Raw genomic sequence first — 24,753 nt, forward strand, 5'->3', positions numbered from 1 at the left:
GGTCTCGCTCGCCCTTCTCAGCGCAGTTGCTCGGCCAGCCCGACGATGATCCCTTCCGGACCGCGGACGTAGCACAGCAGGTAACTGTCCTCGAACCGGGCGATCCGGCCCAGGAGTTCGGCGCCGTGAGGGCGCAGGCGGGCAACGGTGTCCTCGATGTCGTCGACCGCGAACATGACGCGGTGCGTGCCCAGAACGTTGTGCGGCCGGTCGCGCGGCTCGACGCCGATCGCCGCCGGGCTGCGGTACCTCGCCAGCTCGAGCCGGCTGTGCCCGTCCGGGGTCCGGACCATCGCGATGTCGCAGCGGACGCCTTCGAGTCCGGTGCACTGGTCGGCGACGGGGCCCTCGACCTGCGCCCTTCCCTCCAGCTCCATGCCGAGTTCCACGAAGAACGCGACGGCGGCGTCCAAGTCCGCGACGACGATGCCGACGTTGTCCATCCGCTGAATCGCCATGCTGCAAGCTCCTTCTTCCTCGCGCGGCCGGTGCCGGCCGCTCACGCCACTGGGACGGAGCCGACAGCACCTTCTCGACATCCGCAGACCACCGAACCGCAAAAAAAGGGGAACCTGCGCCGAGCCGCGTACTCCCGGAAGACGCTCTTGTCCCGGCGGTCCTTCTAGTGTGTGCGCAGCGAGCAGCACCCGGTCTCAAGGAACGCCATGCCCCACAGCTCCGCCCCGACGCAGCCGGGAACCAGCCGAAGCACCTCGGCGACCATCGCGCCGAACATCCTGCGCTGCCTCAGCCCGGTCACCGACGGGTGCGGGGTCGATCTCCGGCCCGAACTGAGCCGGGTCGGGCTGGACGAGGCGATGATGCGTTCGGCGGCGCTGCGGGTCTCCTACCGCCAGGGCAGTGCCGTCATCCGGCGTGCGCTGGAGCTCACCGGTGACCCTCACCTGGGCTTGCGAGTGGGCGCCGCTCAGCACCTGACCTCCTGGGGGCTCCTCGGCTTCGCCCTGATGGCCGCCGGCACCCTGCGGGAGGCCATCGAGACCGGTGTGCGCTTCCAGAACCTGTCCGGGGCGATGGTGGTCTGGTCGGCCGGGCCGGAGGACGCCGGATACGTGCTGCGGACCGAACTGCCCGATCCCGCCCTCGATCCGACGGTCGCGGTCTTCCTGGCGGAAGAGGCGTTCGCCAGCGTCGTCGCCCTCACACGGCTCAGTTCCGGGCAGGAGTTCGCGCCGTCGGTCGTCGAGTTCGCCTTTCCCGCCCCCCGCGACACCGGGCCGTTCACGGAGTTGTTCCGCTGCCCGGTCCGCTTCGGCGCGGTGGTGAACCGCCTGGTGTTCCCCACGGCCTGGGCGGGACGGCCGATGCCGGGCCGCGACCCGGTCACGTACGCCTCCGTCGTGGAGATCCTGGAGGAGCAGGCGGCGTCGACGCGCGATCGGCAGGACCTGCTGGAGGTGCTGGAGATCTCGATCGCGCAGAGCCTGCCCGAGGTGCCGTCCTTCGTCGAGCAGGCCCGGCGGCACGCCTTGAGCGAGCGCACACTGCGCCGGCGCCTGGCCGAGTGCGGCACGACGTACGAGGCGGTCGTCGACGGAGTGCGCCGCGAGCGGGTCGAGCAGTTGCTGCGCCGGCCCGAGCCGACCCTGCGGGACATCGCCCGGCAGGCGGGCTTCTCCGACGTTCGCGCCCTGCGCAGGGCGGTGCACCGCTGGCACGGGGTGACCCCGGCCCGGCTGCGCGGGGGCGCCGGGGAACCATGAGGCGGATGCCCATGTCCCCCGGCCAGGCGTCAGCACGGAACCGCCGTGCCGGGCGTCAGCGCGTACGGATCCAGACGGTCTTCTCCCTGGTCCACTGGGCGAAAGCGTCCGTGGACTTCTCCGCACCCCCGAATCCCGACTGCTTCCACCCTCCGAACGGCGTCGTGATGTCGCCTTCGCTGTAGGAGTTGACGGAGACCACTCCGGCTTCGACGCCTCGCGCGAGCCGGAACGCGGTGTCGAGGTCTCGGGTCCACACCGAGGCGGCGAGCCCGTACTCGGTGGCGTTCGCCAGCCGCACCGCCTCGTCCTCCGAGGTGAACGTCTGGACGGTGACCACAGGGCCGAACAGCTCCCTGGCAAGAACGTCGCTGTCCGCCGGGGCCCGGCTGATCACGGTGGGCGGGTAGTAGACACCGTACGGTGGCAGACCGTGGGGCAGGCCGCCGGTGTGGATGTGGGCACCGGCGGCGCGGGCCGCGTCCACGGCGCCGGCGACCCGGTCGAACGCCGCACGGTCGATGAGCGGCCCCACCCGGGTGTGCGGGTCGGCGGGATCACCGACGGTGAGCTTCCTCGCGGCGGCGGTGAACCTCTCCAGTACGTCCTCGGCGATGCTGTGGTGGACCAGGACGCGGGAGCCGGCGGTGCAGTTCTGCCCCATGGTCAGGAACGCGGCCTCGGTCATGTGGTCGATCAGTTCGTCGCCGTACTCGAGCGCGTCCGGCATGAGGATCTGGGGGCTCTTGCCGCCCATCTCCAGGCAGACCCGCTTGAAGTTGGACGCGGCCGCGTCGGCCAGGACGCGGCGCCCGGTGGCGGTGGAGCCGGTGAACGACAGGGCGCGCACCAGCGGGTCGCGGGCAAGCGCCGTACCGGTGACGGTGCCGTGCCCGGTGAGGACCGTGAGCACGCCGTCCGGCAGCCCCGCCTCGGCCGCCAGGGCGGCCAGGTGCAGGGTGGAGCGCGGGGTGGCCTCGGCGGGCTTGAGCAGCAGCGAGTTGCCGGCGGCGAGCGCGGGACCGACTTTCCAGGCGGCCATGGCGAGCGGATAGTTCCAGGGCAGGATCGCGGCGGCCACCCCGACCGGTTCCCGGCTCACCAGCCCCAGGCTGTGCCGGCCGGTGGGTGCGACGCGGCCGAAGACCTTGTCGGCCGCCTCCGCGAACCACCGGATCGACTCGATCGCCGCGGGTACGTCTCCCGTACCGCACTCCGTGATCGGCTTGCCCGCGTCCTCGCAGTCCAGCCGGGCCAACGTCTCGGCGTCGCGCTCCATGAGGTCGGCCAGGCACAGCAGGACGGCCGCTCTCTCCCGCGGGGACCGGCCGGCCCAGACGCCGCCGGCGAAGACCTCGTAGGCCCGCTCGGCCGCCCGCGCGACGTCCTGCCCGCTCGTCGCCGGCACGGTGGTGATCAGTTCCCCGGTCGCGGGGTTGACGACGTCGAGTGTCTCCTCGACCCGGGTGGTGGCCGTCCGGCTCATGCCTCCTCCACCAGTTCCCACCGGCCGCCGACCTGGCGGGCCAGTCCTCTGCGGCGCAGGTCCTCCAGATAGCGGGCCATGCCTCGCTCGCCCCGTTTGCGGAACAGCGGGAAGAGCCTGGGGAGCAGGTTCGGCGCGAGCATCGCGCACCGCACCAGCCGAGACTCGCCGGAGCGGACGTACGCCTCCAGGCGCGGCTTGTCCAGCAGGCGCACCACCGCGCGGACGACGTCGGACGGCTGCTGCGGCGCGTCCTGGAACTGCATGGAGTTCCCGCCGTCCACGGCCTCCTGCCGCAGCATCCGCGTGTCGGTCGCCGACGGCAGCACCGAACCGGCCTGGATGCCCTTGTCCCTGAGGTCCAGGCCGATGGCGAGCATCGCGCCGCGCAGCCCGAACTTCGAGGCGGTGTAGATCGGGGTCTCGCCCAGCGGGAAGATCCCGCCCAGCGACACCGTGGTGACCACGCGCGGGTCGCCGGAGGCCCGCAGCAGCGGGACGGCGATCCGGGTCGTGACCAGCGGGGCGACCAGGTTGACGTCGATCTCCCGCTCGATGCTGTCGACGCTGCGCACGTCGAAACGCTCCGCGCTGGTCATGCCCACGTTGTTGACGAGGACGTCGATACGGCCGTGGGTGACGGCGACGCCGTCGAGCATCCGTTGCACCGCGGCGCCGTCCAGCAGGTCGCAGCCCAGCCCGGCGTGCCCGGTGCCGGGCAGCTCGGCGGCGGTCCGCTCGGCCCGGGGTGTGTCGATGTCGACCACGAGGAGCCGCGCACCGCCTGCCGCGAAGCGGTGGCACAGGGCACTGCCGATGCCTCCGGCGCCGCCGGTCACCAGGATGACCTTGTCACGGAAGTCGTACGTCATGACGCCACCGCTTCCTGCCGCACGGACGCCGCCCGAGGCGGCAGACCCGCGGTCCGCCAGCCCATCTTCTGGGCGACCTTGCCGAGGTACTTCACGAAGGCGTCGCTGTGCACGTAACCGGTGTGGCGCGGCGAGTCGACGAACTTCAGTCCGCCGGACAGGTCCGGCCGGTCGCTGCGGATCAGGCCGGCGAACCGCTCGGCGGTCGCCAGGCCGGCCCCGCTGTCGCGGATGAAGGAGGCGATCAACTGGGCCTGGCTGTCGAAGAGCTGGTAGGCGCCGGAGTTGGTCTCCACGAAGCCGACGCCGAACAGGCCCTCGTGCCGGCGGGAGAAGGAGCACAGGTAGAGGTCGGGGTGCTGCTCGTCGCCGAAGTACCGCTGCGCGACGGGGACTTTGTGAAGATATCCCGTTGCCAGCAGGATCAGGTCGAAGTCGTCGCTGGTGCCGTCGGTGAAGTGGACCGTCCGGCCCTCGGTGCGGGCGATGCCGGGCCGGGCGGTGATGTCGCCGTGCTGAAGGTGGTGCATCAGCAGCGAGTTGATGGCCGGGTGGGTCTCGAACAGCTTGTGGTCCGGCTTTTGCAGACCGAGCCTGCGGGGGTCACCGTTGATGACTCGCAGCAGGCCGCCGAACAGCTTCTGCTGCAGCCACATCGGGAGGTGCGGGCCGCCCGCGGCGATGGTGTCCACAGGTCGCCCGAACAGGTGCTTGGGGATGAACCAGTAGCCGCGGCGCATGCTGATCGCCGCGTGGTCGGCGGACCGCGCCGCGTCGCAGGCGATGTCCAGCCCGGAATTGCCCGCGCCCACCACCAGCACCCGCTTGCCCCGCAGTTCCGCGCTGCTGCGGTAGGTGACCGTGTGCCGGATCTCTCCGGTGAAGTCGCCGGGCAGGTCGGGGACGTTGGGGTGCCACTGCGACCCCGTGCACACGACGACCTGCCGGTGGACACCGGCCCGGCCGTCGGCCCGGGTGACCGTCCAGGTGCCGTCCGGGTTCTTCTCCACGCTGCGGACCTCGGTGCCGAACTCGATCCGGTCCATGAGCCCGTAGGCCTCGGCGAACGACGTCAGGTAGGACAGGATCTGCCGGTGCGGCGGGTAGTCGGCGAAGTGGTCCGGCATCGGATGACCCCCGAACCCGGACAGCGACTTGCTGGAGATGAAGTGGGCCGACTCGTACATCGGACTGCCCGGGTTGTCGATGTCCCACAGCCCGCCCGGCCCCGTGTGACGCTCGATGTGCGTGTACGGCAGATCCCGCTCGGCCAGCGCCCTGGCGACCGCCAGTCCCGCTGGTCCGGCACCGATCACACAGGTGTCGTGCTCGTTCTCACTCACTGTTTCGATCCTTCTTCGACGTTTCGGGGATTGCGGGGAACCTATGCACCCCGCGAGCGCCGCGAACTGACCCCTGCGGCCACAGAGGGGACCGCAGCGGCCAGCGCCAGGCCGCTGCTGTCCGCGCCTCCTCACAGCCGCGCCGCACCATTCCGGTCGACCACCGCGCCCCCCGCACCCTGTTCGGGGTGTAACCGGGATCACAGGCGTCAGGTGCATCGTGGCGTGGGGTCCAATGTCTTTTCAGGGATGTAGGGGCCTGGTCGAAAAACGGGGACGGTGCGTGTGGAACAGGGTCGAGCCGAAGGGTTCGACGGGTTCGTGGCAAGTCGCTGGTCGGCGTTGTTCCACCTCTCCCGTCTGCTCGTGGGAGGCGATCGGCACCGGGCCGAGGACCTCCTGCAGGAAGCCCTGGTCAAGCTCTGGTTCGTCTGGCCGAGGATCGCCGAGGAGGCCCCGGAGGCATACGTGCGCAAGGTGCTGGCACGCGCGGCGGCACGCTCGGCACGTCGACGCTGGTGGGGCGAGCGCCCGGTCGAGCAGTTGCCGGACCTGCCCGCGGCGGGCGACGTGTCCGCGGCCGTGGTGGAGCGCTCACGGCTGGAGTGGGCCCTGGCCCAACTGCCGCCGCGGCAGCGGGCCGCGGTGGTGCTGCGCTACTACCAGGACCTCTCCGAGAAGCAGGTCGCCGAAGTACTGGGCTGCCCGGTGGGCACCGCCCGGTCCCATGCCTCGCGTGGCGTGGCCCAACTGCGTCGCATCCTGTTCGACGTCATCGAGCCGGTGGGGTGAAGAGGAGCCGATGGACCACTTCGAACGGGAGTTGGCGCGGATGATGCGCGACACCCAGGAATTCACCCCCTTCGGGGCCGAACAGCGGGCGCGTCTGCGCGACGGGGTCAAGACCCGCAAGCGGGTCCGCACGGTGCGGACGGCGGCCGGTTCCGTCCTCGCCGTGGCGGGACTCGGGCTCGGCTTCTTCATGCTGCCGCACGCGCCGACGGAGAACAGGCCGCAGGCTCCGCACCCGGAGCCCACGACGAGCCAGGTGTCCCCGGCGCCGGAACCGCCCCCGACACCCACGACGGCAGCACCCCCCAGCACTACCACCCCGTCGAGCACCGCCGACGCCACCGGGCAACCGTCCTCGTCGACCACGGCACCGCCCCCGACCCGGAGTTCCTCCACAACCGTCTCCGCCCCGCCGCCGACCGCGCCGACGACGACGCCGCCGCCCGAGGGCACGTCGACGCCCACCTCACCGACAGCGCCGTCGACGGCACCGGCCTCGGCGTCGGGCTCCGCCAGCCCCGGGTGACAGGAGCGGCGTCGTCCTTCTGACTCACGTCTCCTGACCGCCCCACCGCACCGCACCGCACACCGCACCGCGAAACCGCCGTGCCTGCCTTCGGCACGCCCTGCGCCGACACTCGAATCTGGACGGACCGTGACAGAACTGACGAATCAACTGCCGCTGCCCACACCGGTGTCGGCGCACCACCGCGAGCCCGTCCTGGACGTGGTCGTGCCCGTGCACAACGAGCAGGCGGACCTGGAGCGCAGCGTACGGCGGCTGCACGCGCACCTGCGCGAGACGTTCCCCTACCCCTTCCGCATCACCGTCGCGGACAACGCCAGCACCGACGACACCCCCCAGATCGCGGCCCGCCTGGCCGCCACACTCCCGGAGACGCACTGGCTCCGCCTGCCGCAAAAGGGCCGGGGCCACGCCTTGCAGGCCGCGTGGTCGACCTCGCGGGCGCCGGTGCTCGCCTACGTCGACGTAGACCTCTCGACCGATCTGGCAGCGCTGCTGCCGTTGGTCGCCCCGCTCATCTCCGGGCACTCCGACATCGCCATCGGCACGCGCCTGGCCCGCGGCGCCCGGGTGGTCCGCGGTCCCCGCCGGGAGGTCATCTCCCGTTGCTACAACGTCCTGTTGCGCTCCACGCTCGCGGTGGGCTTCTCCGACGCGCAGTGCGGCTTCAAGGCCGTGCGGCGCGATGTCGCCGAACGCTTGCTGCCCCTGGTGCAGGACACCGGGTGGTTCTTCGACACGGAACTCCTGGTGATCGCGGAGCGGGCAGGGCTGCGCATCCACGAGGTGCCCGTCGACTGGGTCGACGACCCCGACAGCAGAGTCGACATCCTGTCCACGGCCCTGGCCGACCTGCGGGGCATCGCCCGAATCGGCCGGGCACTGGCCCGCGGGGCACTGCCGACGGCCGCGCTGCGCCGCGACGACGACGGACCGTCGAGCGGCCTGGCCGGCCAACTGCTGCGGTTCTGCGCGGTCGGAGCCGTCAGCACCGTCGGATACATACTCCTGTACGCGGCACTGCGCCCCGCGACGGGAGCGCAGGCCGCCAACGCCGGTGCACTGCTGCTGTGCGCTCTCGCCAACACGGCGGCGAACCGGCGGCTCACGTTCGGGCTGAGAGGCCCCGGCGGTGCGCTGCGCCACCACGCCAAGGGCCTGCTGGTGTTCGTCGTCGGCCTGGCCCTGACCAGCGGCTCCCTCGCCGCGCTGCATCACCTGGTCCCCACGGCGGTACGGTCCGTGGAGATCTCGGTGCTCGTCGCCGCCAACCTGACGGCCACCCTCGTCCGCTTCGCGCTGCTGCGCGCCTGGGTGTTCCGCGCCCACCGCCACGGGATGGGCTCGGCGACCGCATGAACCACACCCTGATACCGGACACTCGCCCCCCCACGGACTCCCCCACGCTCAGCGCCGGAAACCGCGTGGCCGCCCTTCTGCACGCGGCGCGACACCCACTCCGCCAGCACGCACCCGTTCTGGCGATGTACGGCGTCCTGAAGCTCATCGGATTCGCCGTCTTCATGCATCTGTTGGACGCAACCGGAGACTTCCGCAAGAGGGACCCGCGCTTCGGCGGCGGCGCCCACGCCTGGAACGTCCTGGCCAGCTGGGACGGCTGGTGGTACCAGCAGATCGCCGCCCACGGCTACGACCCCGCGCTCGTCCGGATCCCCGAGGCCTCGGGCCTGATCACCCTCGAAGGCAACTCGGCGGCGTTCTTCCCGCTCTACCCGGCGGCCATAAGACTGGTCGCCTCCTGCACGGGTCTTGGCCTGTACGGCGCCGGATTGCTGGTCTCGATACTCGCCTCGTTCGTCGCCGCACTCGGCATCTACGCCGTCACCGCCCGCTTCGGCGGCCGGCGCGCAGGGTTCGCCGCGGCCGGACTGTGGGCGGTGTGGCCCGGTTCCGGCACCGAGTGGTCCGGGTACTCGGAGTCGCTCTACGTCGCCCTGGCCGTGTGGGCCTGCCATGCGGTCATGAGCGACCGCTGGCTGACCGCGGGCGTGCTCACCTTCACCGCGGGGCTGGCCCGCCCCACCGCGCTCGCGCTCATCGCCGCCCTCACCGTCGCGGCGCTGCGGACGCTGCACCACCGTCACGAGGACGTCGCCCGCCCGATGACCGCGATCCTCATCGCCCCACTCGGCCTGATGGGCTATCTCCTCTGGGTCGGAGACCGGATGGGCGACCTCACCGGCTACTTCCAACTGCAGAAGGGCGCCTGGGCGCACACCTTCGACTACGGCAAACAGACCCTCGACGTCTTCACGTCCCTCGCAGTGGGCCGCACCGACTACCTCTTCCCGAGCCCCTTCGAAGACGTGATCGGCGTGCTGGTGGTCCTGACGGGTCTGCTGCTGATCCCGTTCCTGATCCGGCTCCGCCCGCCCGCCGTGCTGATCGTCTACACCGTCCTCACCTTCGTCCTCGTCCTGGGCAGCCAGCAGATCTTCGGCAACGTCTCGCGCTATCTGCTCCCCGCCTTCCCCCTGTTCATCCCGCTGGCCGTACGACTGCGCACGGTCGGCCTGCCCCTGCTGTGCACCCTCCTGGCCATCGTGGCAGCGGCCTCGGGCTCATACGCCGGCTACGCACTGTTCGAACTCGGAGTCCCCTGACAGACCCGCCCCGGACAGGCCGGCAGTGCGACAAGAACCCGGCGTATGCGCAGTCTCCTGTCGAAGGGGGTTTCCTCAGCGGCACTGCGGGACGTGCGGCTTCCATTGGGACGGGGATCCGGTCGTCACGTACCAGTCGTTGATGTAGCCGCTGTCGCCGTCGAAGTCGAGCGCGAACCAGTAGTGGTCACCGTGGCCGTCCGCGTCACCGTCCCCCGTGGTCCAGCACGCCAGCATCATCGTGTCGCCGTTGTGGTAGCGATGCCCGGTCGTGCCCGAGGCGTAGGTCGGTCCGTTGTGGGAGGCGAGGTAGGAACCGGCCGAGATCCCGGTCACGGATGCACACCACACGGTGTGCCCGTCGTGGTCGCAGGCCCAGCCTGCGGCCGACGCCGGCGTGGCGACCGCGCAGACCGCGGCCGCAGCCAGCGCCAGTGCGCCGACCGACGCGGCGGCGCGCCGGGACGCCGGCTTCTTGCTCAACTGCTTCAGCATCTGACTCCTGCCCTTCCAAGCAGCCGTTGTCACGACGCCCGAACCTAGGTACGCACCTGGGGCGGCCACCACCCTTTCCATGACGGTCGAAACGTGCGCGCTGGCGGCGACTCCGCCTTCGGCGAAGTACGCCTGCGCGAGGCATGGCCGGATCGATATCCGATCGCGTGGGCTCGTCTCCCGCTGGCACCCTGTCGCCATGGACCACGCAGAAGTGCTGCTCATCGGAGGACGTGCCGGTGTCGGCAAGACGACGGTCGGGTGGGAGGTCTCGGCGCTGCTGCGTTCCGAGGCGGTCGCTCACGCGGTCATCGACGGTGACTTCATGGGTCAGGTGCATCCCGCACCAGAGGGGGACCCTCACCGCGCGGAGATCACCGAGATCAACCTGGCCGCCGTGTGGGCGAACTTCGCCCGGCGCGGCTACCGGCGTCTGGTCTATACGAACACCATGAGTGTGCTGCCGGAGGCGACGGACATGTTCGAGCGTGCCATGGGCGCCGGAGTGAGGATCGTACGAGTCCTGCTGACCGCCTCCGACGCGACCGCCCGCGAGCGGCTGGTGGGTCGGGAACTGGGCTCGGAGCTGGAACAGGAACTGGAGGGAAGCGTCCGCAAGGCACGGCTTCTGGATCAGCGGGCTCCGACAGGGACCGTGCGCGTGGCCACGGACGGGCGGGGCGTCGTCGACATCGCGCGAGAGGTCGTCACCGTCACCGGTTGGGCCGGGCCGCACATCGTCCGCGGAGCGTGATGGCGCCGGCGGCCTCTGCCGATCCGGCTCACGTGTGACCGCCGGTGCCAGTGCCGATCACCAGTGACGCGAAGCGCGTGCGAGCTTCGCAGGCGATCGGTTCGATCAGCTGGTCTCCGTCTCGTCGCGTGCCGTCGCGTGACGCACTTCGACGCAGCATTCGCCGGGACGGGGAGCCAGCACGGCCTCGACCGCCGGAGCGCGGAGTCCTTGCAGGTAGCCGGTGAGGAAGGCGTGGTTCATGCCGCACACCAGGTCGGGGGCCTGGGCGGCGAGCGGGTGGAAGGGGCAGTTGCGCAGTCGTAGCCGGTCGGGCGCCTCGCGTGCGGGCTCGAAGCCGTGCCGGTCGAGCATGCGCTCGCACAGGGTCAGGCCGCGTTCGGCACCGAGCCGGCCGGGACGCAACTGGGTGCGTTCCTCCTCGCCCAGCTCTTCGCCCCGTCGCCCGGCTGTGCGCATCGCCGCCTGGACCGCCGTCTCGTGCTCGCCTTCGGTCACGACCGCCTGCACGAGCAGGTCGGCCAGAAGCTCGTGGCGGCGGTCGGGGATGCTGACGCGGATCGGCGTGTCGGTGGGTTCGTACATCTTGGGCTGGCGACCCACTTTGCGGACGCCCTCGGGAGAGGCGTAGCGGGCGCGCAACAGGCCCGCGTCGACGAGCTTGTCGAGGTGGAACGCGGCGAGTTTGCGAGAGATCCCGGCGCTGGCGGCCGCCTCGTCGCGTGTGACGGGGCGACGGGCGCGGCGGATGAAGGCGAACATCTGCCGCCGGGTGCCCTCGCCGAGCGCGCTGACGGAGTCGATCGCGGCGTCACCGGAGGAGACCGGCGGGGTCATGTCTGAGGTCACGCCCTCACCGTACCCCCAAACCGTCGCCGTCCAGGATCCGGTAACGCCAATAGTCGTCGCCAGGAGCCCATCGCATGCTCTTGAGCTGGTGCACTTGACCACGCCAACGAATAAGACCAAGCTTCATTGGTGAAATAAGGAGGTGGCCCCGATGACCCAGCCGCATCAGGCCAAACAGCCGGTCAGTGCCGCGCTCGCCGGCCCCTACGGGCACCCGTTCCACCCGATCCTGGTCACCGTGCCCATCGGAGCCTGGGCCGCCGGCCTGGTCTTCGACATCGCCTCCCACCTCGTGAAGGGACCGGAGTTCCTGTCCCGCGGAGCGATGTGGCTCATCGCCCTGGGCGTGATCGGGGCTCTGGCCGCGGCCACGGTCGGCTTCCTGGACCTGTTCGCCATCCCCACCGGCACGCGCGCTTTCCGGGTGGGCCTGATCCACATGACGCTGAACCTGCTGGTGACCGCCGCCTACCTCGGCAATTTCCTGTGGCGGCACGCCGGTGGAGGGCCCTCCGGCAGCGTGGCGGCGGGGCCGCTGGCGCTCAACGCCGCCGCTTTCGCCGTACTGGGCGTCTCGGGATGGCTGGGCGGCAAGCTGTCCTACCGCTACGGCGTCCGCGTCGCCGACGAGGTGACCCAGTCCGAGGGGTTCACCCCCGCGCACACCGGGTCGCAGGGCGATGCCGGCTGACCGACCGCTCCCACTCCTGTCCGGCATCGGCCGTGGCAGCCTCTTTCCCCCACTGGAGTTCTCATGGACATCGCCGCACTGATCACCTGGGTGATCACCGCTCTCGGCGGTTTCTACCTGCTCGGCACCTGGCTCTCGCGGGGCGGTGCGCGCGGCGGCACCAGCCACCTCCCGGTCCCGGTGATCTTCGGCCACTTCGCGCTCGCCGCGCTCGGCCTGGTCGTATGGATCGTCTACGTCGTCGCGGGCAAGGAGGCCCTGGCCTGGACCGCCTTCATCCTGCTGGTGCCCGTCGCACTGCTCGGCTTCGTCATGCTCGCCCGCTGGATCCCGGTCCAGCGTGCGCAGGACACCGCCCCGGCCGGCGCCGGACAGGACGTTCCCGCCGAGCGGCACTTCCCCCTCGCCGTGGTCCTGGCTCACGGACTGTTCGCCGTGGTGACCGTGGTGCTCGTCCTGCTGTCCGCCCTGGGCATCGGAGGCAGCTGACATGTCCCGGCAGTACGCCGCCCTGCCGCATTCGTCCGAGCCGATCCCGCAGGCTCCTGCCTTGCGTGTGGTCTCCTCCGTCGGGCAGGAGACGGATCTGGCAGCCGCCGAGCAGGCCGCCGCACAGTTCCTGCGGGCCCTCGGCATCAGCACCGACTCCGAGAGCCTGCGCGGTACCCCCGGCCGCATGGCGCGCGCCTACGCCGAACTGTTCTCCCCCCGCCCGTTCGACCTGACGACCTTCCCCAACGACGAGGGGTACGACGAACTGGTCCTGGCCCGCAACATCCCCTTGCGCTCGGTGTGCGAGCACCACCTGCTGCCCTTCGTCGGCACCGCGCACATCGGCTACCTCCCGGGCCGGCGGATCCTGGGACTGTCGAAGCTCGCCCGCATCCTGGAACACTTCGCCTGCCGTCCCCAGGTGCAGGAGCGCCTGACCAAACAGGTCGCGGACTGGCTGCAGAGCCAACTGCAGCCGAAAGGCGTCGGGGTCGTCATCCAGGCCGAACACACCTGCATGACCCTGCGGGGCGTCCAGGCGACCGGCACCACCACCATGACCTCCACCCTCCTGGGCCTGCTGCGCACCGACGCCCGTTCGCGCAGCGAATTCCTGACCCTGACCGGCCTGCCCGGCTGACCTCCGCCGCGAACGGCTCCTCGCCGCCGTCGGTAGACTGCACACCCGTGGCGGACACCCAGTACGAAGACCTGTTGCGGCTGGTGCTCACCTCCGGGACGGCCAAGGCCGACCGGACGGGCACCGGCACCCGAAGTGTCTTCGGGCACCAACTGCGCTACGACCTCTCGCAGGGCTTCCCCCTGGTCACCACCAAGAAGGTGCACCTCAAATCCATCGTCTACGAGCTGCTGTGGTTCCTCCGCGGCGACTCGAACGTCGGCTGGCTGCGCGAGCACGGTGTCACCATCTGGGACGAATGGGCCGACGCGGACGGTGAGCTCGGCCCGGTCTACGGCGCGCAGTGGCGCTCCTGGCCCACCCCGGACGGTCGCCACATCGACCAGATCGGCAACGTCCTCGACACCCTGCGCCGTGACCCCGACTCCCGCCGGATGCTCGTCTCCGCCTGGAACGTCGCGGAGCTGGACAAGATGGCCCTGGCGCCGTGCCACGCCTTCTTCCAGTTCTACGTCGCCGACGGCAAGCTCTCCTGCCAGCTGTACCAGCGCAGCGCGGACCTGTTCCTCGGCGTCCCGTTCAACATCGCCAGCTACGCCCTGCTCACGCACATGGTGGCGCAGCAGACCGGCCTCGAGGCGGGCGACTTCATCTGGACGGGCGGCGACTGCCATGTCTACGACAACCACGTCCAGCAGGTGACCGAGCAGCTCTCGCGCGCTCCGTTCGCGTTTCCCCACCTGCGTCTGCGCCGAGCGGAGTCGCTGTTCGACTACGCCTACTCCGATGTGGAGCTGCTCGACTACCGGCACCACCCGGCCATCAAGGCCCCCGTCGCGGTGTAACGGCCCATCGGCCGACGGGACGGGAATCAAGACCGACCGGCGCGCGGTTGCCCGGGCCGGTCGGGGCCCGGGCAACCGCGTACCGCTGGTGTGGGTCAGGGTGTCAGCTGCCAACGAGCGATGTAACCGACGTCGATGGACGCCCGGTCCTGCACGCGCAGCTTCCACGTGCCGTTGAGCGGCTGTGCGGAGGCGTCGACGGTGAAGGTCTGGTCGACGTTGTCGGCGGAGCCGCCGCTGCGGTTGAGCAGGGAGTACACGGTGCCGTTCGGGCCGACCAGGTCGACGGTCAGGTCACCGCGGTAGGTGTGGACGATGTTGACGTAGACGGAGGTCGTCGCGGAGGCGTTGCCGTCGCGGCCGGTGATGGTGACCGGTGATTCCACGGCGGGTCCGTTGTCGGGGATGTCCACGCGGGCGGCGTTGGCGTAGACGTAGGCGATGCGCCAGGTGAAGGTCTTCGAGGCGGACGCCCCCGTACTGTCCGTCACCTTGATCGTGACGTCACTCGTGCCGAGGGTGGTCGGCGTGCCGGTGATCAGGCCGCTCGGGCTGATGCTCAGGCCGTCGGGCAGCCCGGTGGCCTCGTAGGTCAGGGACGCCGCGGTGTTGGTGGTGTAGGCGTCCACCTGGAGGCTGACCGCCTGGCCGATGCCGCTGGTCTGGTCGCCGACCGGGGCGAGGTTGACGCCGAGGGCGACGCGGTTGCCGACGTTGATCGCCGCCCAGGCGTCGGCGACCGCGAGGTAGGTCGGGCTGTAGGCGCCGTAGAGGTCGGCGGCGGCGGACAGGGTGGCGGTGCGGGCGCCGGCGTAGTCGGTCGTGGACGTCATGTACGTCGTCAGCGCGCGGTACCAGATGGCGGCGGCGCTCTGGATGCCGATGCCGGTGACGGGCCGGCCGTCGTACGTCGGGCTGTCGTAGGAGACGCCGTTGACGGTCTTCGCGCCGCTTCCCTCGGACAGCAGGTAGAAGAAGTGGTTCGCGGGGCCCGAGGAGTAGTGGACGTCGATACTGCCCAGGGTGGAGCTCCAACTGTCGCGGGAGGCACCGTCCTTGGAGGGCTTGTCCATGTAACGCAGCGGTGTGCCGTCGCCGTTGATGTCGATCTTCTCGCCGACGAGGTAGTCACCGGGGTCGGCAGGCAGGTTCTCGTAGAACTCCACGGCGGCGGCGAAGATGTCGGACGTCGCCTCGTTCAGGCCGCCGGACTCGCCCGAGTAGTTCAGACCCGCGGTGGCGGCGGTGACACCGTGGCTCATCTCGTGGGCCGCCACGTCCAGGGCGGTCAGCGGGTGGGTGTTGCCGGAGCCGTCGCCGTAGGTCATGCAGAAGCAGGAGTCCTGCCAGAAGGCGTTGACGTAGTTGCTGCCGTAGTGGGCGCGGCTGTAGGCGGCGACGCCGTCGTTGCGGATGCCGTTACGGCCGTATGTGTCCTTGTAGTAGTCCCAGGTGGCCGCGGCACCGAAGGCCACGTCGACGCCGGCGGTCTGACGGTTCGACGGCAGGCCGTCACCCCAGGCATCGTTGTCATCGGTGAAGAGCGCGCCGGTGCCCGAGGTGCCCTGGTTGAGGTCGTACGTCTTGTGCCCCGCGCGGTCGGGGTCGACGAGCTGGTACGTCGATCCCGACGAAGTGGTGCCCAGCGGAACCGTGCCGACGTACTGGCCGGTGCCCGTGCCGGTCTCCACCTTCTGCGCGGCCAGCAGCTGCTTGCCGGTGCGGGCGTCGGTGACGACCTGCAACTCACTGGGTGTACCGTCCGGTTGGACGCCCTCGACCACGCTTTCCCAGGCCAGGACGGGCTTGCCGGTAGCCGCCCACACCACCGGGCGGGGCTTCTTCCCGGTCTCGGAGCCGGTGACCTTGGCGCGTTTCGAGGCGGCCTCGGCCCGGTCGGCGGCGCCCGCCGCGGTGATCTTCGAACGGAGCGAGGGCACCGAGAGCGCCTCCCGGTGGGCCTTGGTGACGGTGAGGCGGCCGCTCGTGTCGTGGACGACGAGGTCGCCGCCGAGCACGGGCAGGCCGGCATAGGTGCGCTCGTAGCGCGTATGCGTGGTGCCGTCGGCGTCCCTGATGACGTCCTTGACGAGCAGCTTCTCCTTGGCGCCGAGGCCGAGATGCCGCGCCGTGTCCGCGGCCGCGGACTGCGCGTTCTTGACCAGTGCCGCACGGCGGGCGGGTGTCAGGGAGGCCGGGAGGGCACCGGCGCGCGGCTTGGCGGTGATCTTCACGGGACTCGGGGCCGCGGGGGCGGCGCCGGCGTGCCCGGCGACGGCGAGGCTGAGCAGGGACCCTATGGAGGCGAGGGCGAGGGCGGTGGCGCGTCTGCGCCGCAGGAGGGCGCGGGGTCGCAGGGACAACGGAACTCCTTCAGGACGACGGCCCGTTGTGGGGGCCGTGGACGGCACGGAACGGCAGGGTGCGCCGGTCCGGAGGCTGCACGGCATGCGGGTGGAAGAAGGAAGGAGGTGGGGGTGGTGCCGCGGCTGCGCCGCGTGAGGAACCTGTCAAGGAATGGTGAACTTCCGCAGAAGGGTGACACTCACCGGCGCCCACTGTCATGCCTTGGTCAAGTCAACGGCTTGAATTGGTCAGGAAGATCAGGCAAATCGGACCGCTTGCGACAGCTTTTCAGCCGCGGCCGGACACTGCACGCAGCCTGCGGCGGACCGTCGAGCAGTGATCGACCGCTGCCAACTCGCCCTGCAAAAAGCACACTTGCTCTTCCATGACCTGAAGAAGGCGGGAACCGTATACAGCCTCACCCTGCTCCCTGAAGCCTCCGTCGAACGGACATCCCTCGTCTTCGCAGCGTTCGCGGCGCTGTTCCGACTTCATGTGGATCAGGATCTGCCGCAAGGGATGCCCGAGTGCGTCCACGAGGGTGGCCAGCTCCTCGTCGGCCAACCACGACCGGTTGGGATACAGGACCTCGATCCTGAACCGCGCGAACCCCATCGGCCAGTCGTACACCAGGTCGTTGAGCGACGTCTCGACGTCACAACAGGGAACTGTCACCACGAGCGCGGCGAAGCCCTCGTCGTACCGTTGCGAGACGGCCTCGGCCCACCAGCCGGAGTCACACTCCGCAGCGCAGCGCGGGCAGAGGATCCTTTTCAAGTCGGCACCGCACCAGACCACTTCGACGCTGTCCTGCCACTTGGCTTCCAGACCACGGCGGGCTTCGTCGTCGGGAAGCATCCGCGGCAAAGCGGCTGCGGCACGCTCCGCCGCGTCCCTTCCCGGCTGCCAGTACGGATCCGTCGGGATCACCGTCAGGTAGTTGTCACTCATCGGTCCCCGTCCCCGTGCCCCACGCTCGCGCCTCGCCCACCGACCCGGCCAACCCAGCCGGTGACAGCACCACGGCCGTGGCACAGCACCCGCGGCCGGCGTGGTGCAGGTCGACCGGAAGCCTTCACGCTCGGCTTCGCGGGCATGCCCTCCAGCGGTCGGTGGTCAGCGTCGGCCACCGTGGGCCCCTGGCCAGGTGTGGGCCGCCCCATCGCCTCAGCGAGGCGCCAGTGCGCCCGCGATCTGCTCCGCCCAGCCGTCGATCTCGTCCCAGTCACGGTGGTCGCCGTACCGGCAGCCCATCAGCCGGAACATCAACCGGCCGCGACGCGACAGATGCTCGGGCCTGATGACACCGGAGAACAGCCGATGCCCGCGCGCGGAGAACGGGGCCGCGAGATCCGCCTCGATGACCGGCACCTCCTTGAACATCAGGCGCTTCCAAGGGCCGCGCAGCGCACCCGGCATGCCCACACTGAACAGCCACACCGGCCGGGAGCCGGGGGCGGCGATGTCTCGGCGTACGAAGGTCCGTGCCGCGTCCAGCCACTTCTGATCGTGCACGGCACTGCCGACGACGAACGCGTCATACCCGCTGACCTCGTCGACCGCCTCCAGCGCGCGCACATCGACCTCCACCCCCGCCGTCCGCATCCTTGAGGCGATGCGGTGGGCGATCTCGCGCGTGGACCCGTGAGCGGTCGCGTATGCCACCAGAACAGTCATGGCGATCCTCCACGACGGGCGGCACCGCCTCTCGGCCGCGCCGCGGCGAACGTCCGCCAAGTCCACCGAACGCCACCTCGCCTGAGCCGGCCAGGGGCCGTTGGGCCCGTCCCGGCACCATCCGGCCCCGACCGGACCGACCGCGGGAACCGCCCGGACACCGGGCCCCTCGAACGACGGCACAGGTAGGGGGTGGCTGACCCGGCCGCGTCCCGCCCATCGGCAGCCCTGCCGTCGGCCACCCCGCCGCCGCACCCGCCACCTGCATGGCCCAACCGTCACCCCAGTCCCCGGCGCCCCGCCAGTGCCCCTCCATGACGCCCGCCGGACGAGGCACGGCCCGCGCCGACCGGTCGTGAACCGCCGTCGCTTAAGTCATTGGACTGATTCCCCGCGCGCCGATCGGAGGCAAGCTGAGGAAATCGCTCGGCGCCGCACCGACCGCACGGACCCAGGTCGGCCCGCCGCCGACCGTGCCCGGAGACAACGCGTCACACCCTGAGAGGGGAACACCATGCCGTTCATCACCGTCGGCCAGGAGAACACCACCGACATCGAGCTGTACTACGAGGACCACGGCAGCGGACAGCCGGTCGTGCTGATCCACGGCTTCCCGCTCGACGGACACTCCTGGGAGAAGCAGAGCGCGGCCCTGCTCGCCGCCGGCCACCGCGTCATCACCTACGACCGCCGCGGCTTCGGCCGGTCCAGCCAGGTCACCACCGGCTACGACTACGACACCTTCGCCGCCGACCTCCACAAGGTCCTGGAGACCCTGGACCTCAACGACGCCGTCCTCGTCGGCTTCTCCATGGGCACCGGCGAGGTCGGCCGCTACGTCGGCACGTACGGCACCGCCCGCATCGCCAAGGTCGCCTTCCTCGCCTCCCTGGAGCCCTACCTGCTCAAGACCGACGACAACCCGGCGGGCGCCGCGCCGCAGGAGTTCTTCCAGGGCATCTCCGACACCGTCAAGGCGGACCGGTACGCCTACTACACCGCCTTCTACAAGGACTTCTACAACCTCGACGACAACCTCGGCGTCCGCATCAGCGAGGAAGCCGTGCGCAACAGCTGGAACGTCGCCGCGAGCGGAGGATCGTACGCCGCGGCGGCCGCCCCACTGACCTGGTACACCGACTTCCGCCAGGACATCCCCAAGATCGACGTCCCGGCGCTCATCCTCCACGGCACCGCCGACAACATCCTCCCCATCGACTCCACCGCCCGGCCCTTCCACAAGGCGCTCCCGCACGCCGACTACGTCGAGGTCGAGGGCGCTCCCCACGGCCTGCTGTGGACGCACGCCGAAGAGGTCAACAGCGCGCTGCTCGCCTTCCTCGGCAAGTAGCCGCTCTGCTCGGGCCCCACCTCTCCCGCGGCAGAGGTGGGGCCCGAGCCCGGTCCCGACCGCTGGGCCGAGCTGACGGGCAAGGTCATCCACTACGCGGCGGCGACCTCGACGCACGGATGTACTCCTGCCTGGTGCCGCCTGGAGGCCGTCACACTGGCCGAGCGCGACGAGCATGCACGAGTCATTCGACGGATGCGCGGCCGCAGTCGCGGCGGGATGCTGGGGCACGGCGGCCGACGCACCTGCGACATGGTGCGGCCCGATCGTCGTATGCGCAGCGGTACACCTTCGAGGAGGACGCACAGTCATGATCGATCCCGGTGATGTCGTGGAGGACGTCGACCTGCTGGTCGTGGGCGGCGGGAAGGCGGGGAAGACCCTGGCCATGGACATGGCGCGGGCCGGCCGCAGGGTCGTCATGGTCGAGCGCGGCATGATCGGCGGCACATGCATCAACGTGGCGTGCATACCCACCAAGTCCCTGGTCACCAGCGCCCGGCTGGCTCGCCGGGCCGCTGCCGCGCAGTCACTCGGGCTCAGTCTGGGCAAGCTCGAGGTCGACCTGCCGATGCTGCGCTCCCACAAGGAGGGCGTGGTGGCGGACATGGTCGAACTCAACCACCGCCAGTTCCTGGACAGCGGAATGGACCTCGTCCTCGGCACCGCCCGCTTCGTGGCCGAGCGGACGGTCGAGATCGATGTGAACGACGGCGGGCGCCGCATCGTCCGCGGCGCTGACGCCGTGATCAACACCGGTACGGTGCCGCGTCTGCCCTCGTTGCCAGGACTGGCCGACGTCCGGCCGCTGACGAGCGACACACTCCTGAGGCTGGAGCGGATCCCCGAGCGGCTGGCGGTGATCGGCGGCGGCTATGTCGGCCTGGAGTTCGCGCAGATGTTCGCGGCCTTCGGAAGCCGGGTCACCGTACTCGACCACAACCCCCGCCTGCTGCCGCACGAGGACGCCGACATCGCCGGGGTGCTCACCGACTGCCTGCGCCAGGACGGTGTCGACGTGCTCGCGGGCGCCGCCGTCAAGGAGGTCTCCCGGGACGAGGAGCAGTCCGTGCGCCTGGTCCTCGAGGACGGCCGGACCCTCGTCGCGGACGACGTACTCGTGGCCGTCGGCCGTGAACCGGTCACCCGCGACCTCGGTCTGGACGCGGCGGGTGTACGGACCGACGAGCGCGGTTTCGTCCGTGTCGACGACACCCTCGCCACCGACGCCCCGCACACCTGGGCCGTGGGGGATGTGGCGGGCAGTCCGCAGTTCACCCATGTCTCTCTGGACGACTACCGGATCGTGAAGGCCAACATCGAGGGCGGTTCGCGCAGCACCGCCGGACGCCTGGTCCCGTGGAACCTGTTCACCGACCCGGAACTCGCCCGGGTGGGGCTCACCGAGGAACAGGCCCGTGCCACCGGCCGTGACATCCGGGTCGCCAAGCTGCCGGTCGACGCCATCCCCCGCGCCCGCACGCTGCGCGAGACCCGGGGTCTGTGGAAGGCGGTCGTCGACCGGCGGACCGAGGAGATCCTCGGTGTGGCGCTCCTCGGCCCCGAATCCTCGGAGGTGCTCAGCGTGGTGCAGACGGCCATGTGGGCCGGCATGCCCTTCACCCGGCTCCGCGACGGACTGATCGCCCATCCGACCATGGCGGAAGGACTGAACGCGCTGTTCACCAAGTGGGTGGACTGACGCGATGCCCGGGGCACCGGACGTGGTTCGGTGTCCTCGCGTCTCGCGCCCAGGAGCCGATGAAAAAGGTCGACACGTCCTCGTCATTGCCCCTTCGACTCACCCCAGGGGCGCCACTCGTGGCTCCTGCGTCGCGCCGCGCCTGATCAAGGAGGTGAGCCTGAGCACGGCAGGTTCCCTGACCTCCGCGCCCTCCACTGCGACTCTGCGGCGCAGCACAGCAGCCCCGCCACCGGTGATGGGGCTCTGTCAGGCGGTGGTCGCGGATCGCAGCGGTTGCGGAAAGGTGAATCGACACAGACAGCACGACAACGAATCTGAGCACTGATCAGATGCCGCCCTCTTACAAGTGTCTTACGTGTTGCGGACGGAGGGGGCAGACCGCTCGGCGCCCCTCTAGCGTGACCGGATGCGATCCTTCCGCACCTTGCGCATGATGGCGTTGGTGACTGCCGGTCCCTTGGTCCTGGCTGTCGCCGGACTGGTCCATCCCCGCCACCTGACAGCAACGACGGCAGGCCACTGGGCGGGGCTGCACATCGCTTTGCTGCCTGTCTTTCCGCTTCTCGTCCTTGGACTGCTGGTGCCATTGTGGGGCAGGCCACGTCCTGATGCAGAGGGCGCTTTGACGTTGCTCGCCTGGGCCGGATGTCTCTGTTTCGCCGCCTACTACTCCGGTCTGGACGCGGTGGCCGGCATCTCGGCCGGCACCGTGGTGGACCATGGTGTGCACGGGGCGGCCGGACCGCTGTTCGCCACCGGTGACGAGTTGGGCCGAACCGGGGTCTACGGTCTGGCGGTGGCCTCGCTCGCCACAAGTGCGGTGCTGTGGCGGCGGCATGGAGCCCGCGTTCTGCCGGGCGGCGCCGTTCTGCTCGTCGCCTGCTGGTCGTTCGTCGACAGCCACATCTTCTGGCCCAAGGGCGTGTTCACCATGCTCGGCTTCGCAGTGGCCTTCGCTCTTCTCACGGACACGGCGTCCCGGCCGGCCAAAGCCGTGCGGCAGCTGGAAACACGGACGAACCCCTGAGGTCCTCTTAGGGCGCTCGGTTCGCAGATCGTCGGCGGAAACAGCCCTGCACGATTCGACCACCTCGAGCCTCAACGGCGCGTGGAGCAAGTGATGATGACTGCCTTGGGTGTCGTGACGCCGTCGGTGAGAGGGCACCGTCCGCGGCCCGGTGCAGAGCCGTCGTGGACACGGTCGCTTCTCGGAACGAACCATGCGCCCAGCAAGGTCGGCGCGGCGGCCGGCATCGGCCTGAGGCCTCGCGACCACCGCTGGGACACCTCGACGGCCGCCCTCATGACCACCCTCCCCCTGCGCACTGTCCCGGCCCATCCGCGCCACCTACCGGTAGCCGGGCCAGGGTCGGCAACGGCCTGCGGACCGTCGCGAGGCACCCGGCCGCCCTCTCGCCGACGCGGCGTCACCTCCGGGCGTGTCACGACCCGGTGTTCGGCCCGGGCTCGCCCGCCCCCGGCACGATCAGTCCGGTCTCGTAGGCCACGACCACGGCCTGGGCTCGGTCGCGCAGGCGCAGCTTCGCCAGGATGCGGGCCACATGGGTCTTCACGGTGGCCTCGCTCAGGCTGAACCGACCGGCGAGTTCGGCGTTGCTCAATCCGGTGCCGAGGGCCCGCAGGACCTCGAGCTCCCGGGGTGTGAGTACCGACAGGTCGCGGTGCAGGGCGGGGGACGGCGTGTCGCGGGCGACGAAGCGTTCGACCAGACGCCGGGTGATGGCCGGGGCGAGCAGCGCGTCCCCGGTGCGGGCTAGGTGGACGGCGGCGACGAGGTGTTCGGGGGTGACGTCCTTCAGCAGGAAGCCGCTGGCTCCGGCGGTGAGGGCTGCGTACACGTAACGGTCCAGGTCGAACGTGGTGAGCATGATCACGCGGGGTGGGTCCGGAATCGCGCCGGAGAGGATGTGCCGGGTGGCCTCCAGGCCGTCGGTTCCCGGCATCCGGATGTCCATCAGCACGAGGTCGGGACGGGTGCGGGCGACCGCGTCGATCGCCTGGTCGCCGTCGCCGGCCTCGGCGACCACGTCGATCCCGTCGGCCGTGAGGATCATGCCGAAGCCGGTGCGGACGAGAGCCTGGTCGTCGACGATGACCACGCGCGGCGCCCCGCTCACAAGGACTCCTCGACCGGGATGACGGCACTGACCTCGAAGCCGCCGGTGACACGCTCGGCGGCCCGCAGGGTGCCGCCGTGGACGGCCAGACGTTCACGCAGGCCGATCAGTCCGTGCCCGCCGCCGGGGCCGGCGGGCGCCGCCGAGGTGCCGCCGGTGTCGGACACCACGATGTGCACGGCGCCGGGAACGTGGTCGACGGCCACGCGCACCCGCGACCCGGTCGCGTGCTTGACGATGTTCGTGAGCGCCTCCTGCACGACGCGGTAGGCGGCCAGGTCCGCGCCCGGGGGCAGCGGGGTGGGGGCGCCGGTGACGGTCAGCTCGACCGGTACGCCGGTCTCACGCAAACGGTCGGTGAGGGAACGGAGTTGGCCCAGGCCCGGCTGCGGGGCCAGATCGCAGTCGGCGGCCGGGTCGGTGTCGTCACCGGACATCGCGAGCAGGCCCATGACGTGGCGCAGTTCGGTCATCGCGGTACGGCCGCCCGCCTCGACGGCCAGCAGCGCCTCGCGGGCCCGGTCGGGCGCGCTGGCCATCACCTTGCGGGCCGCACCGGCCTGGATCACCATGACACTCACGTTGTGGGTGACGACGTCGTGCAACTCGCGCGCGATACGGGCGCGTTCGCGGTCCACCGCCAGCCGGGTGGCGGCGTCGTGCTCCTCCTGCAGGGCGTACAGCCGTTGCTTCCAGGCGTGCACGGCGTTGGCCGCGAGGCCCACCCCGAGCAGCGCGAGGAAGGGCACCAGACCGGAGGTGAAGGCCGGCAGGTTCTCGTCGTGCCGCACGGCCAGCACGATGGCGCCGGCCGGCAGAGCGAGGAGAGTGCGCAGTCGGTAGGGGCTGTGGACGGCGGCGCTGTAGGCGGCTATCACACACGACAGGAACGTGTACACGGTGGCGTTGCCGCCGCCCGCGCGGTGGTTGAACAGCAGGCCGACGACGACCACGGCCCAGAACGCGGTCAGCGGATACCGTCGGCGCACCACGAGGGGCAGCGCGGTGAGGGCCGCCAGGACCAACAGCCCGGGCCCGACCTCGCCGAGGCCCCGCACCAGGCCCACCGGCGGGTAGGGAGCGGTCGGTGGCTGCGGTACCTGCAGTACGACCGGCGGCACCAGCACCGCCTGCCCCGGCGTCGGACCGTCGCTCTGCCGCTGCACCGCGACCACCGTGCAGGCCGCCAGGACGACGGCGATGATCGCGTCGGCCGTCCACATCCACCGGGACGGACGCGGCAGCGGCCCCGGGCGCAGCATCACCGCGACCGCAGTGCGCCACCGCTCCACGAACTCCGCCCCCACAACCCCTCGCATGCGCCCAGTGTGACAAGCGCCCGGTCGGGCCACATCCGTCGGGAAGACGAGCCGCCGTGCGTCTCGCGCATACATCGCAGGGAT

24 protein-coding genes are annotated in these 24,753 nt (G+C 70.6%); 13 read left to right on the forward strand and 11 right to left on the reverse strand.

The genetic code is table 11. From position 1 onward, the window contains the following. Positions 1-17: 17 nt before the first annotated feature. On the reverse strand, positions 18-458 hold the full coding sequence (locus LN251_RS37600; RefSeq protein WP_458248637.1) for a VOC family protein: 441 nt from the start codon (positions 456-458) through the stop codon (positions 18-20). 207 nt (positions 459-665) lie between these two features. On the opposite strand from LN251_RS37600, the gene LN251_RS37605 reads away from it, so the two are divergent. Beyond that, a complete protein-coding gene (locus LN251_RS37605; RefSeq protein WP_458248638.1) occupies positions 666-1,724 on the forward strand; it encodes an AraC family transcriptional regulator in 1,059 nt (352 codons plus the stop codon). Between the two features lie 55 nt (positions 1,725-1,779). Here LN251_RS37605 and LN251_RS37610 read toward each other — a convergent pair whose 3' ends face one another. The 3 genes from LN251_RS37610 to LN251_RS37620 are packed head-to-tail and all read right to left on the reverse strand — an operon-like array spanning position 1,780 to position 5,425. Continuing rightward, positions 1,780-3,210 (reverse strand): aldehyde dehydrogenase family protein, encoded by a 1,431-nt coding sequence (locus LN251_RS37610; RefSeq protein WP_458248639.1) that lies wholly within the window; start codon positions 3,208-3,210, stop codon positions 1,780-1,782. Further along, positions 3,207-4,082, reverse strand: coding sequence for an SDR family NAD(P)-dependent oxidoreductase (locus LN251_RS37615; RefSeq protein ID WP_458248640.1), 876 nt, complete (start codon positions 4,080-4,082; stop codon positions 3,207-3,209). Before LN251_RS37615 ends, LN251_RS37610 begins: the two co-directional genes overlap by 4 nt. After that, entirely contained in the window at positions 4,079-5,425 is a 1,347-nt protein-coding gene (locus LN251_RS37620; RefSeq protein ID WP_458248641.1) for a flavin-containing monooxygenase, read from the reverse strand. The genes LN251_RS37615 and LN251_RS37620 overlap by 4 nt, the downstream gene beginning before the upstream one ends. Positions 5,426-5,710: 285 nt before the next feature. Between LN251_RS37620 and LN251_RS37625 the strand changes: the two genes are divergently transcribed. The 4 genes from LN251_RS37625 to LN251_RS37640 all read left to right on the forward strand — a co-directional run bounded on the left by LN251_RS37625 (position 5,711) and on the right by LN251_RS37640 (position 9,367). After that, on the forward strand, positions 5,711-6,217 hold the full coding sequence (locus tag LN251_RS37625) for a SigE family RNA polymerase sigma factor (RefSeq protein WP_458248642.1): 507 nt from the start codon (positions 5,711-5,713) through the stop codon (positions 6,215-6,217). Positions 6,218-6,227: 10 nt separating this feature from the next. Next, complete coding sequence (locus LN251_RS37630) at positions 6,228-6,743, forward strand: hypothetical protein (RefSeq protein WP_458248643.1); 516 nt, start codon at positions 6,228-6,230, stop codon at positions 6,741-6,743. A gap of 129 nt (positions 6,744-6,872) precedes the next feature. Next, the gene (locus tag LN251_RS37635; RefSeq protein ID WP_458248644.1) at positions 6,873-8,102 is read left to right on the forward strand and encodes a glycosyltransferase; all 1,230 of its coding nucleotides are present in this window, start codon (positions 6,873-6,875) and stop codon (positions 8,100-8,102) included. A gap of 125 nt (positions 8,103-8,227) precedes the next feature. Then, on the forward strand, positions 8,228-9,367 hold the full coding sequence (locus tag LN251_RS37640; RefSeq protein ID WP_458248645.1) for a hypothetical protein: 1,140 nt from the start codon (positions 8,228-8,230) through the stop codon (positions 9,365-9,367). Positions 9,368-9,442: 75 nt separating this feature from the next. Here the strand turns inward: LN251_RS37640 and LN251_RS37645 are convergent, their stop codons facing one another. Next, positions 9,443-9,862: a hypothetical protein gene (locus LN251_RS37645; protein WP_458248646.1), complete on the reverse strand. Its 420-nt coding sequence runs from the start codon at positions 9,860-9,862 to the stop codon at positions 9,443-9,445. 199 nt (positions 9,863-10,061) lie between these two features. Here LN251_RS37645 and LN251_RS37650 point away from each other — a divergent pair, with 199 nt between their 5' ends. After that, complete coding sequence (locus LN251_RS37650) at positions 10,062-10,616, forward strand: AAA family ATPase (RefSeq protein WP_458248647.1); 555 nt, start codon at positions 10,062-10,064, stop codon at positions 10,614-10,616. 105 nt (positions 10,617-10,721) lie between these two features. On the opposite strand, the gene LN251_RS37655 is transcribed toward LN251_RS37650, so the two are convergent. Next, positions 10,722-11,465 carry a helix-turn-helix transcriptional regulator gene (locus tag LN251_RS37655; protein WP_458248648.1) on the reverse strand — a complete coding sequence of 248 codons (744 nt, stop codon included), beginning with the start codon at positions 11,463-11,465 and terminating at the stop codon, positions 10,722-10,724. Positions 11,466-11,616: 151 nt separating this feature from the next. Between LN251_RS37655 and LN251_RS37660 the strand changes: the two genes are divergently transcribed. The 4 genes from LN251_RS37660 to LN251_RS37675 all read left to right on the forward strand — a co-directional run bounded on the left by LN251_RS37660 (position 11,617) and on the right by LN251_RS37675 (position 14,133). After that, positions 11,617-12,156, forward strand: a complete 540-nt coding sequence (locus tag LN251_RS37660; RefSeq protein ID WP_458248649.1) for a DUF2231 domain-containing protein — start codon at positions 11,617-11,619, stop codon at positions 12,154-12,156. Positions 12,157-12,219: 63 nt separating this feature from the next. Next, the gene (locus tag LN251_RS37665) at positions 12,220-12,645 is read left to right on the forward strand and encodes a hypothetical protein (RefSeq protein WP_458248650.1); all 426 of its coding nucleotides are present in this window, start codon (positions 12,220-12,222) and stop codon (positions 12,643-12,645) included. Position 12,646: 1 nt separating this feature from the next. Next, positions 12,647-13,288 (forward strand): GTP cyclohydrolase I FolE, encoded by a 642-nt coding sequence (folE, locus tag LN251_RS37670; RefSeq protein WP_458248651.1) that lies wholly within the window; start codon positions 12,647-12,649, stop codon positions 13,286-13,288. Positions 13,289-13,335: 47 nt separating this feature from the next. Beyond that, entirely contained in the window at positions 13,336-14,133 is a 798-nt protein-coding gene (locus LN251_RS37675; RefSeq protein ID WP_458248652.1) for a thymidylate synthase, read from the forward strand. 95 nt (positions 14,134-14,228) lie between these two features. On the opposite strand, the gene LN251_RS37680 is transcribed toward LN251_RS37675, so the two are convergent. The 3 genes from LN251_RS37680 to LN251_RS37690 all read right to left on the reverse strand — a co-directional run bounded on the left by LN251_RS37680 (position 14,229) and on the right by LN251_RS37690 (position 18,156). Then, complete coding sequence (locus tag LN251_RS37680) at positions 14,229-16,496, reverse strand: M4 family metallopeptidase (protein WP_458248653.1); 2,268 nt, start codon at positions 16,494-16,496, stop codon at positions 14,229-14,231. A gap of 271 nt (positions 16,497-16,767) precedes the next feature. Next, a complete protein-coding gene (locus tag LN251_RS37685; RefSeq protein WP_458248654.1) occupies positions 16,768-17,430 on the reverse strand; it encodes a hypothetical protein in 663 nt (220 codons plus the stop codon). Positions 17,431-17,646: 216 nt separating this feature from the next. Beyond that, positions 17,647-18,156 (reverse strand): flavodoxin domain-containing protein, encoded by a 510-nt coding sequence (locus tag LN251_RS37690; RefSeq protein WP_458248655.1) that lies wholly within the window; start codon positions 18,154-18,156, stop codon positions 17,647-17,649. A 514-nt stretch (positions 18,157-18,670) separates the two neighbouring features. Here LN251_RS37690 and LN251_RS37695 point away from each other — a divergent pair. The 3 genes from LN251_RS37695 (at position 18,671) to LN251_RS37705 (ending at position 22,239) form a co-directional block, all read left to right on the forward strand. Further along, positions 18,671-19,507, forward strand: a complete 837-nt coding sequence (locus LN251_RS37695; protein WP_458248656.1) for an alpha/beta fold hydrolase — start codon at positions 18,671-18,673, stop codon at positions 19,505-19,507. 310 nt (positions 19,508-19,817) lie between these two features. Continuing rightward, on the forward strand, positions 19,818-21,209 hold the full coding sequence (locus tag LN251_RS37700) for a dihydrolipoyl dehydrogenase family protein (protein WP_458248657.1): 1,392 nt from the start codon (positions 19,818-19,820) through the stop codon (positions 21,207-21,209). Between the two features lie 409 nt (positions 21,210-21,618). Then, complete coding sequence (locus LN251_RS37705) at positions 21,619-22,239, forward strand: hypothetical protein (protein WP_458248658.1); 621 nt, start codon at positions 21,619-21,621, stop codon at positions 22,237-22,239. 415 nt (positions 22,240-22,654) lie between these two features. On the opposite strand, the gene LN251_RS37710 is transcribed toward LN251_RS37705, so the two are convergent. Beyond that, positions 22,655-23,350, reverse strand: a complete 696-nt coding sequence (locus LN251_RS37710) for a response regulator (RefSeq protein WP_458248659.1) — start codon at positions 23,348-23,350, stop codon at positions 22,655-22,657. Next, positions 23,347-24,669, reverse strand: coding sequence for a sensor histidine kinase (locus LN251_RS37715; protein WP_458248660.1), 1,323 nt, complete (start codon positions 24,667-24,669; stop codon positions 23,347-23,349). The genes LN251_RS37710 and LN251_RS37715 overlap by 4 nt, the downstream gene beginning before the upstream one ends. Between the last annotated feature and the right edge of the window lie 84 nt (positions 24,670-24,753).

This window comes from Streptomyces sp. MAI_2237 (assembly GCF_054189285.1).

Coding starts and splice junctions, on each gene's coding strand:
- LN251_RS37690 (WP_458248655.1), bottom strand. CDS start 18,156: ATGACTGTTCTGGTGGCATACGCGACCGCTCACGGGTCCACGCGCGAG.
- LN251_RS37610 (WP_458248639.1), bottom strand. CDS start 3,210: ATGAGCCGGACGGCCACCACCCGGGTCGAGGAGACACTCGACGTCGTC.
- LN251_RS37605 (WP_458248638.1), top strand. CDS start 666: ATGCCCCACAGCTCCGCCCCGACGCAGCCGGGAACCAGCCGAAGCACC.
- LN251_RS37630 (WP_458248643.1), top strand. CDS start 6,228: ATGGACCACTTCGAACGGGAGTTGGCGCGGATGATGCGCGACACCCAG.
- LN251_RS37645 (WP_458248646.1), bottom strand. CDS start 9,862: ATGCTGAAGCAGTTGAGCAAGAAGCCGGCGTCCCGGCGCGCCGCCGCG.
- LN251_RS37685 (WP_458248654.1), bottom strand. CDS start 17,430: ATGAGTGACAACTACCTGACGGTGATCCCGACGGATCCGTACTGGCAG.
- LN251_RS37650 (WP_458248647.1), top strand. CDS start 10,062: ATGGACCACGCAGAAGTGCTGCTCATCGGAGGACGTGCCGGTGTCGGC.
- LN251_RS37700 (WP_458248657.1), top strand. CDS start 19,818: ATGATCGATCCCGGTGATGTCGTGGAGGACGTCGACCTGCTGGTCGTG.
- folE (WP_458248651.1), top strand. CDS start 12,647: ATGTCCCGGCAGTACGCCGCCCTGCCGCATTCGTCCGAGCCGATCCCG.
- LN251_RS37600 (WP_458248637.1), bottom strand. CDS start 458: ATGGCGATTCAGCGGATGGACAACGTCGGCATCGTCGTCGCGGACTTG.
- LN251_RS37715 (WP_458248660.1), bottom strand. CDS start 24,669: ATGCGAGGGGTTGTGGGGGCGGAGTTCGTGGAGCGGTGGCGCACTGCG.
- LN251_RS37665 (WP_458248650.1), top strand. CDS start 12,220: ATGGACATCGCCGCACTGATCACCTGGGTGATCACCGCTCTCGGCGGT.
- LN251_RS37705 (WP_458248658.1), top strand. CDS start 21,619: ATGCGATCCTTCCGCACCTTGCGCATGATGGCGTTGGTGACTGCCGGT.
- LN251_RS37660 (WP_458248649.1), top strand. CDS start 11,617: ATGACCCAGCCGCATCAGGCCAAACAGCCGGTCAGTGCCGCGCTCGCC.
- LN251_RS37695 (WP_458248656.1), top strand. CDS start 18,671: ATGCCGTTCATCACCGTCGGCCAGGAGAACACCACCGACATCGAGCTG.
- LN251_RS37615 (WP_458248640.1), bottom strand. CDS start 4,082: ATGACGTACGACTTCCGTGACAAGGTCATCCTGGTGACCGGCGGCGCC.
- LN251_RS37640 (WP_458248645.1), top strand. CDS start 8,228: ATGTACGGCGTCCTGAAGCTCATCGGATTCGCCGTCTTCATGCATCTG.